This is a genomic window from Okeania hirsuta (assembly GCF_003838195.1).
In the GTDB taxonomy this organism is placed as follows: domain Bacteria; phylum Cyanobacteriota; class Cyanobacteriia; order Cyanobacteriales; family Microcoleaceae; genus Okeania; species Okeania hirsuta.
Window position 1 is genome coordinate 1 of record NZ_RCBY01000281.1, and the last position, 8242, is coordinate 8242.

At 36.2% G+C, this 8242-nt stretch carries 5 protein-coding genes and 2 pseudogenes; 5 read left to right on the forward strand and 2 right to left on the reverse strand.

Going from position 1 to position 8242, the window contains the following annotated elements; all coding sequences use genetic code 11:
- Positions 1-1677: 1677 nt before the first annotated feature.
- A complete protein-coding gene (locus tag D5R40_RS27970; protein ID WP_124144847.1) occupies positions 1678-2634 on the reverse strand; it encodes an Npun_R2479 family HD domain-containing metalloprotein in 957 nt (318 codons plus the stop codon).
- A 1274-nt stretch (positions 2635-3908) separates the two neighbouring features.
- On the opposite strand from D5R40_RS27970, the gene D5R40_RS36255 reads away from it, so the two are divergent.
- From D5R40_RS36255 to D5R40_RS27990, 4 genes and pseudogenes are all read left to right on the forward strand, one after another.
- Positions 3909-4073: a hypothetical protein gene (locus D5R40_RS36255; protein WP_161564505.1), complete on the forward strand. Its 165-nt coding sequence runs from the start codon at positions 3909-3911 to the stop codon at positions 4071-4073.
- 109 nt (positions 4074-4182) lie between these two features.
- Positions 4183-4362: pseudogene (locus D5R40_RS42925) on the forward strand (Calx-beta domain-containing protein); the annotation flags it as partial.
- Positions 4363-4431: 69 nt separating this feature from the next.
- Positions 4432-5394 (forward strand): Calx-beta domain-containing protein, encoded by a 963-nt coding sequence (locus D5R40_RS27985; RefSeq protein WP_375339419.1) that lies wholly within the window; start codon positions 4432-4434, stop codon positions 5392-5394.
- A complete protein-coding gene (locus tag D5R40_RS27990) occupies positions 5384-6445 on the forward strand; it encodes an SGNH/GDSL hydrolase family protein (protein WP_124144845.1) in 1062 nt (353 codons plus the stop codon). The genes D5R40_RS27985 and D5R40_RS27990 overlap by 11 nt, the downstream gene beginning before the upstream one ends.
- Before the next feature lie 114 nt (positions 6446-6559).
- Here the strand turns inward: D5R40_RS27990 and D5R40_RS27995 are convergent.
- A pseudogene (locus D5R40_RS27995) lies at positions 6560-6889 on the reverse strand (transposase); the annotation flags it as partial.
- A gap of 409 nt (positions 6890-7298) precedes the next feature.
- Between D5R40_RS27995 and D5R40_RS28000 the strand changes: the two are divergent.
- Complete coding sequence (locus D5R40_RS28000) at positions 7299-8165, forward strand: calcium-binding protein (protein WP_124144843.1); 867 nt, start codon at positions 7299-7301, stop codon at positions 8163-8165.
- Positions 8166-8242: the final 77 nt, after the last annotated feature.

Sequence of the window (8242 nt, forward strand, 5' to 3'; positions counted from 1 at the left end):
TTCTGCCCAACTATGCGCCTAAAATACTAACTTTTTGAGCGTTTTAGACTGAAACAGGCGCACTTTTTTCGTTCCCAAAAAGGCACTTGTCTTTATATGTCAATGCTTTTATATTTAATCAGCAAGCCCTAATTATCCAGTATTTTTACTATACAGCGCTTTTCATATTAATCAACCACATCGTCACAATCATGCGCCCTATAGGGAGGTTTCATGAACGTCCCGACTCTACTCCCTACTGTGGTCTACCGAAATTAAAACCGCTGTAAATGAGATATATTATAGGTTCTCAGTTTGTTTAGTTATAGCTGTATTCTTGATAGTAAAACGATCTTAAATAGGTCTATAAACTATTACTAGAAAATTCCCAAATCTACTAATAATTATTTATTTACTGTCAAACTTATAGCATTTTTTAAATAGATAGGCCACAGTTAGCAAAGTATTATCCTGCTCCGTGCTCCCTACTCCCTAAACCAAAATAATTTTGTAGTCTAGTTAAATAGAAAAGCGCTGTAATTGCAGTCTTGAGATGATTAACTCTAGTAAAAATTAGTGATTTTCATTTATCTGACTTTTTAAATGTTGGTCTACCAAAAAATTTACTTTTTTTGTTATACCATTTCTCCATGAAGTTGTACTTAAAAAAATATGATAAAATCAGTTTGATAAAGTATCAGCAACAATTATTAAGTGCATTATTACAAATAAATGGTATGAGAAATTAACTAACATCGCCAATACTTATCTAATCTTATGAGATGATTTTATTGTACTTTAAAATAAAATTATTTGTATTTAATAAATAGTTTCTTAGTCTGTTTTAATTCTACTGATTGGAAATGACTGTCTAGTTTACTGTAAATTTAACCTATATATAGAACATTAAATGAATGAGCAAAGGTCAATTTGAGCGAAAAAAAAGTTCTCAACCCTCCCCTTTTAAGCTATCCATTACCCACATCTTTAGTTAACATAAAACTTGATAAAATAGACAAGTTATGTGTAAGTCTTTTAGAGTCTTTTTCCAGAGAAAAGTATATTGAAAAATACATTTTTTTGAGAACTGTAGACAAGATTCTTATATCATATTCGGTTGAATACTTATAAATAAATGTTGTGAGTCCTCAGGAGTCAAGAGTCAGGATTCAGGAGGAAAAAAAGGAGAAAAAGAGGAAATATTGGAGAATAGTATTGATAATTTCAGTATTTCTTTGGTACCGTCAGTACTCTCAGTCCTTAAATTTTATTTATAACTGATTATCCAAACATAATATTACTCCCCACTCTCCCCACACTCCCCACAAAGTTTTCAGGAGTTTCGTATAAGGAATAGGATTTTAAGAGGGGATAAAAGCATTTTAAGAGGGGATAAAAAAGAAAATTATGCATCTTCTAGCTTCCCTATTGCAGCAGGTACTGTTAACTGTTAACTAATAACTCAATTAACATCTGGTTCTATTTAACAAATCTAATCTTTGGCCTAAAGCTTAATTCCAATGTCTTTTCAAAGGCTATAACTAAATTATGTATTGTGGTTATTTATTAAATCTTAGATTGGATTCTATACCAGTGACTTACCATCGTGCAAACTAACTCAAATCACATCTAATTTGAATTACATAAATTAATTATATTGATTGATAGTTTTTTTTGTGAAAATCATATTTTTTCTAGTTATAAATTCAAGCCTAAAATTTCACTAAATTTCTTTTTATTCACTGGTGTTGTTTTGGGAATATCTCCATTCGTGTAACTTTTATTCTTGGCATCTAGTAATTTTGTACCATTAGTTTTTTCCTTTGGTTCATGTTCTACCTGAAACACATTTGCGTAGAGATTAGCAATAATTTGTTTGCCACTTTGAGTCAATTCTAAATAATTAATAGCTGCCGGAATATAAGGATAAACCCCATCCCAATAAAATTTTGCATAGCTACGTCTTAGATCCGCTGGAGATTCATAACCCAAAACCTTATTAGTGCCAACTTCTTCAAATTCATAGAATAAAGCACCAATTTTCAGCAAATAATTAGGGTCGCTTAATTGACCGATTAAATCTGCTGCTCTTGATAATCCAGAAAAATTATTTCTATCTTGATGAGTTTCTGCCTTAGGAATAGGAAAACGAGTTAGTTCAATATTACGTTTAATTTGATCTGCATCAATTAGTCGATGACCACCAAAACGTTCATCTATTACTAATTTACCTCGATCCACATGATAAGGAGTAAGACTAGCTGAAGTAGCACCATCTGCCAAAGAAACCATTCCATCATTGATTCCTGTAGCATATAAACTTAACAATTCTTGGTCCTCTCGACAAACTCCTTTAACATAACCAATATCGTGGCACAATAATGAAATAATATAATGTAACCAATCTTCGGGAGACACCCCACCTTCACGAATGTGCTTACCCCGCAAAATTTCTTGCCCGACAAGAGTAACTAACATTGTATGTTCAACGTTGTGATATAAAGCATCACAATTAGCAATATTTTCTAGAGCCATATTTCCTGCCCAGGCAATAATTTCTGGATAGTTTGGCTTAAAACCACCATAAGTACGATGGTAACCTGCTTGTAACTCTTTTACGAAAGCATTTATTAATATTTCTGTTGCATTTAACATTATATTTATTTGCACTCCAGTATTAAGTATTATTCTAATAGCTCGATCTATGGTCATTAGCTATTAATTTGTCAATTCATAAATTCATGATTCACTAGCTTTTCTCATTACTTGCAAGTCTGAATACCAAAAAATAATTTTTTTAGCTTTGATTATTATTATCGACTTAGTTTAAAATTAGCAGAAATCTATAGCTTCGCCAAAATAATTTCTCAAATAAGGACATTGAAATTCATCAGAAATAGGAATAGACCTTTAGAAGAGTCCTTTAATCTTATAAAATAGGCAAACTTAATTGATTCAATAAGGGAGTAACTATTAGACATCTCCAGAAAAGTGGCAACAGGCAACAGCTCCGGAAAGCAACAGGGAGAAATAATTGATAATTTATGGATAAGAATTAATTTTATTTTTGATTTTTACCAGATGTCTATTAACAACACCTCAGACTGCTATATAATACTAAATTAAGTTTATAGAGTATCCTTTTATATAAATGGGGAGACAGGGTATAGGGAAGATGAGGAGAGGGTTAAATCTGATCATCTTTAATAATCAGATTTGGTATAAACTAGAATGAATCAGAAGACACAAGACAGGAGTAAGAATAAATTAGTGGGCAATCAAACTTAAGACCAGCAAATAAGTCATCATATTTGCTGAAGGTCTTAGATCCATAGGAATTAAAAATCACGACTCCTGACTAGTAAATCTCGCCAATCTGAAAGTATCCCAATATCCTCTTTTAAAAAATAACTTTAATTACGACCAGGTTTATTAGGCTCTGACAAAAATAACCAAGCAATTCTTTTAGGGTTGCAGATTATGGAATAATATTGCCAAAAATTAGTTTAAACTTTGACAGGACTTACGCAAGGACACTATATATAGTGTTAATCTTTAAGACTCTCTCTAGATTTGCGATCTAAACTCCGTTTCCCTAACAACATCGACTATTTGAAATCCAAACCAGTCAATATTCCTCAGACTACTATCTTACTTGATTATGGATACCACCCTGAAAAGATCATAGAGGAGTTAAAGAAAATTTATCTGGCAATTATGACTAAGATTAGGTTTAAACTATCGCCAAAACCATCAAAGTTAGAGAAAGAGAATCTGGGAAAAAAAGGGTTTGTTACTGTTCAATCCTGGTGGGTGATGGAAAGAACCAATTCCTGGATTGAGAGGTGTAAAAGCTTGACTAAAAATTTTGTTTGCGCAGCATTCCCCAGGAAAAGAACCCTGGAAAATGCTACTGCCAAGTAAATTATGTGTTTTATTCGACTAATGCTTCAGAGATTGGCGATCGCCTAAATTTTGAGAGATACGCTCAGGGGTTCTATAAAAGTGTGACCGGAGAATGGATAGTCACAACCTTTTGTGAGAGAAACTATATTGAAAAGTTTGATCGGGAAGCTCTGGGATGGTTGGGTTGAAAAGAAGATCAACTCAGAGATCAAACCAGTATGATGCGTCATTTGATCTTAGTGTTTGTTGCCTATACTTTCATTGTTTACCAACAATTAATAGCAAGCCACAGCAGATAATGATTATGGCAGCACTCCCATAACAGTTGATTTTGCAGATGGAGAAACAGAGAAAACAATTAATATCTCTATTGTTGATGACAGTGAGCAAGAGAATGACGAAACAATTAATCTAACTTTATCCTCCCCTACAGGAGGAGCCACCCTCGGCACTGAGGAGACAGCGGTGTTAACAGTTGTAGACAATGATGCTTCTTCTCCAGATAATGGTAATAGTGGTTCACCATTGCGTATAGAAGCAGAAGATATGACTCTAAGTGGCTACAAATCTGAATCCAGAAGTGTAGCTTCAGGTGATGCAGTAGTCTCTGTATCCAGAAAACACACACAAGGTAGTGCCACAACTCAGTTTACAGGAGATACAGGTACATACAATGTAGTAGTAGGTTACTATGATGAAAAAGATGGTCAATCTTCTGTTTCAGTAGAAATTGGTAATCAGACCATTGATTCCTCGGTATTTGACCAAGATTTGGGTAATAGCTCGGTGAGTAGTAAAAATTTTGTAGAGCGGACTATCGCTACAAGTCTACAGATTAATAATGGAGAAAACATCACCCTTAACGGTGAAAAAGAGGGAGGGGAGAGGGCAAGATTTGATTACATTGAATTTATCCCTGTTGCAGCGCCAGAGCCAGCACCAGCACCAGCACCAGAGCCAGCACCAGCACCAGCACCAGCACCAGAGCCAGCACCAGGAACATTATCCTTTAGCGACACCACTTACAGCATAAATGAAGATGGTACTACTCAAGGTGCCGTCATAGTTACTCGTAGCAGTGGCAGTGATGGAGCAGTCAGTGTGACAGTTACCCCCTCTAACGGTACAGCAACAGCAGATAATGATTATGACAGCACTCCCATAACAGTTGATTTTGCAGATGGAGAAACAGAGAAAACAATTAATATCTCTATTGTTGATGACAGTGAGCAAGAGAATGACGAAACAATTAATCTAACTTTATCCTCCCCTACAGGAGGAGCCACCCTCGGCACTGAGGAGACAGCGGTGTTAACAGTTGTAGACAATGATGCTTCTTCTCCAGATAATGGTTTAGGTGGAGATAATACTTTTAACGGTGGTCCTGGTGATGATAATTTCGTCAGTAGTTCTGGTAACAACAGCTACGATGGCGGTGAGGGTCAAGATACAGTCATCTATGCTAGCAACAAGACCAGTGGACTTATTGCTAGCATAGATGACTGGTGAAGTCAGCCGTAAGTTTGAAACTTGGTCTGAAGACTTTAAAATTTTACCTCTAGGCGACTCTAACACTAGCGGATATCCTAGTGATGCCAGCAATGCTGGCTATCGTAACGAATTATGGAGGTCTTTAAATGGTGCTGGCTACAATATAGATTTTGTTGGTACAGCATACAGTGGTCCTTCTGATATTGATCAAGACCACGAAGGTCGTGGTAAATTCACTATTAATCAACTTACAGATAACGCCAGTAAAGCTCGAGGTAAAAATCACCCATCAGTGGCAAGATACACAAATATTGAAGATACCTTAGCCACTTATGATCCTGATATGGTTTTATTGATGGCAGGTACAAATGATATTAATAAAGGGGATAGTCCAGATACTGCTCTTGCAGACCTTGGTGATCTGGTAGATCGAATGAACACAGCACTACCAGAATCACAAATTTTAGTTGCATCTATTTTGCCAAACTTTAGTAACTCGGACAGAGAAGCGAGAACTGAGGAGTTTAACGAGCGAATACCTAGTGAAATAGTTGAACCCAGAAAATCTAGTGGACATAATGTACATTTCGTAGATATTTTTAATACACCTTTAGAGTCTAGTGACATCACTAAGGATGGTTATCATCTGACAGCTAGTGGTTACGATAAGATAGCTGAAGTTTGGGAAGATGCTATTATCAATACGGTTGTCGCTAAAGATACTTTAACAAATATTGAGAACTTGATTGCTTCTGATGGTGATGATGAACTTATAGGTGATAATTCTGCCAACCAACTTACAGGTGGTCTTGGTGATGACACCCTAACTGGTGGTGGTGGTAATGATGTATTTATCTATAGTCAAGGAGATGGAACTGACATTATTACAGACTTTGAAGTTAATAACGATAAACTTGGATTATCTAACGGTTTAACTTTCAGCGAATTAACGATTGAAAATGCAGGTACAAGCACTGAAGTTAAGGTCACCCTCACTAATGAAGTTTTAACTGTACTTGAAGGGGTAATAGCAAATGACATTACCTCCAGTGATTTCATAACAGTCTAATATCATGTTCGGATGATCACTTATAATAAAGCCAGAATCATTACAGTAGCAGTATTCAAACTTTATGGCCAAAAAGATGGCGTTCGCAAACTACCTTTATGTTCAAACGATCGCTTATAATTGAACAGCCCTAGTTTGAGGCCACCAATGGAAGCAAGTTAGTCCTTGTATTAAATCATGCTGTTTCATTAGTTGTTGGCACCGAAAGACTAATAGTTCTTCAAGTTCATCTAAAGAAAGGGGAGAGCTATTGGCCACAACTTCATTAGTTAAAGGCCACAAACGTTCTGCTGGTTGTAGTTCTGGTGACTTGGCAGGTAAATAGATTAAATCCAAACCCTGTGGTATCTTCAAACTATGACTGGTATGCCAACCGGCTTGATCGATGACCAGTAGAACTCTTTTATTCTTTCCCAGACCATATTCAGTGGCAAAATCATCTAAAAACAGGACTTACGTAAGGACACTATATATAGTGTTAATCTTTAAGGCTCTCTCTAGATTTGCGATCTAAACTCCGTTTCCCTGGCTCTAGAAACAGTAGGAAAAACATTTTCCTGTCTAAAAATCATTATCATATGAAATCCGGTTATACAGTTATCTCACTTTCTACTTCCATTAAATACAGACATAAAATGCCGGAATATCCCAAGATTTTTCCCACTCTCATCCTGACTTTCTCACTACTTTCTCACTACTTTCTCCTGACTCCTGACTCCTGACTCCTGACTCCTGACTTATACGATAACTAATTATCCGGATACTGTATCACTTTATGTCTTAACCAATCTATACTATTACTATAAATATAAATATAAATATTATTCACAAAGAAGTTATTCGGTAAAGTTTTATGGTCACGGCAACACAAGAAGACCTTTTTAACGGTGTAATCGATCTGTTTAGTTTTTTTGGGCCTTCGATTATTGATGAATCAATGCCAGGAGGGGGTAACGATACCAATAGAGGTGGTAATGGCGATGGGAGTGGTAATAGCACAAGCACCGATGGAAGTGGGAGTTCTGGAAATCAATTCAATGAAATTCTCGGCACAGAAGAGGATGAGAGTATCAATGGTACAGCAGGAGCAGACCTCATTATGGGAATGGGAGGTCGAGATTCTATAGAAGGTAGAGGCGGAGGAGATAGAATTTTTGGAGAGGGAGATAATGATACTTTGCTCGGAGGTGAAGGTAATGATTCCCTACTAGGTGGTCAACAACAGGATTCTATTCTAGGGGGTGATGGTAGCGACACATTGTGGGGTGGTAGGAATAATGACTCTCTATTTGGTGAAGAAAATGAAGATACACTTTATGGTAATAAAGGGAATGACCGTCTTTTTGGAGGTTTAGAAGATGATAGCCTCTTGGGAGGTAAAGAAGATGATTCTCTAGATGGAGGTGAAGGTGATGATACTCTAGTCGGCGACCGCGACTCTGATACTTTAACTGGAGGAACAGGAGAAGATTTATTTGCTATTAGTGAAAATACAGGTGGTCTCAGTCCATCAGATGCAGATATTATTACAGACTACAACCCTGAAGAAGACGATCAAATTGGATTAATTAATGGTTTGGAGCGTAGTGACATAGAATTTGAGACAACAGTTGTAGGTGGAGAAAACGGTGTAGCTATTAGGTTGAGGGATGATGAAGAAGATTATCTGGCAATAGTGCTGAATGTTGTAGAAGGCGATCTTGACTTTACTATTATCTAATATCATGTCTCTTTAAATACCCACAATTGAAGAAGGAGACAGGAGACAGGAGACAGGAGACAGGAGGAAAATTACAT

What these genes read in the sequence shown, in the direction of transcription:
- D5R40_RS27970 (WP_124144847.1), bottom strand. Translation starts at nt 2,634, where the DNA reads ATGTTAAATGCAACAGAAATATTAATAAATGCTTTCGTAAAAGAGTTA.
- D5R40_RS27985 (WP_375339419.1), top strand. Translation starts at nt 4,432, where the DNA reads ATGACTCTAAGTGGCTACAAATCTGAATCCAGAAGTGTAGCTTCAGGT.
- D5R40_RS27990 (WP_124144845.1), top strand. Translation starts at nt 5,384, where the DNA reads ATGACTGGTGAAGTCAGCCGTAAGTTTGAAACTTGGTCTGAAGACTTT.
- D5R40_RS28000 (WP_124144843.1), top strand. Translation starts at nt 7,299, where the DNA reads ATGGTCACGGCAACACAAGAAGACCTTTTTAACGGTGTAATCGATCTG.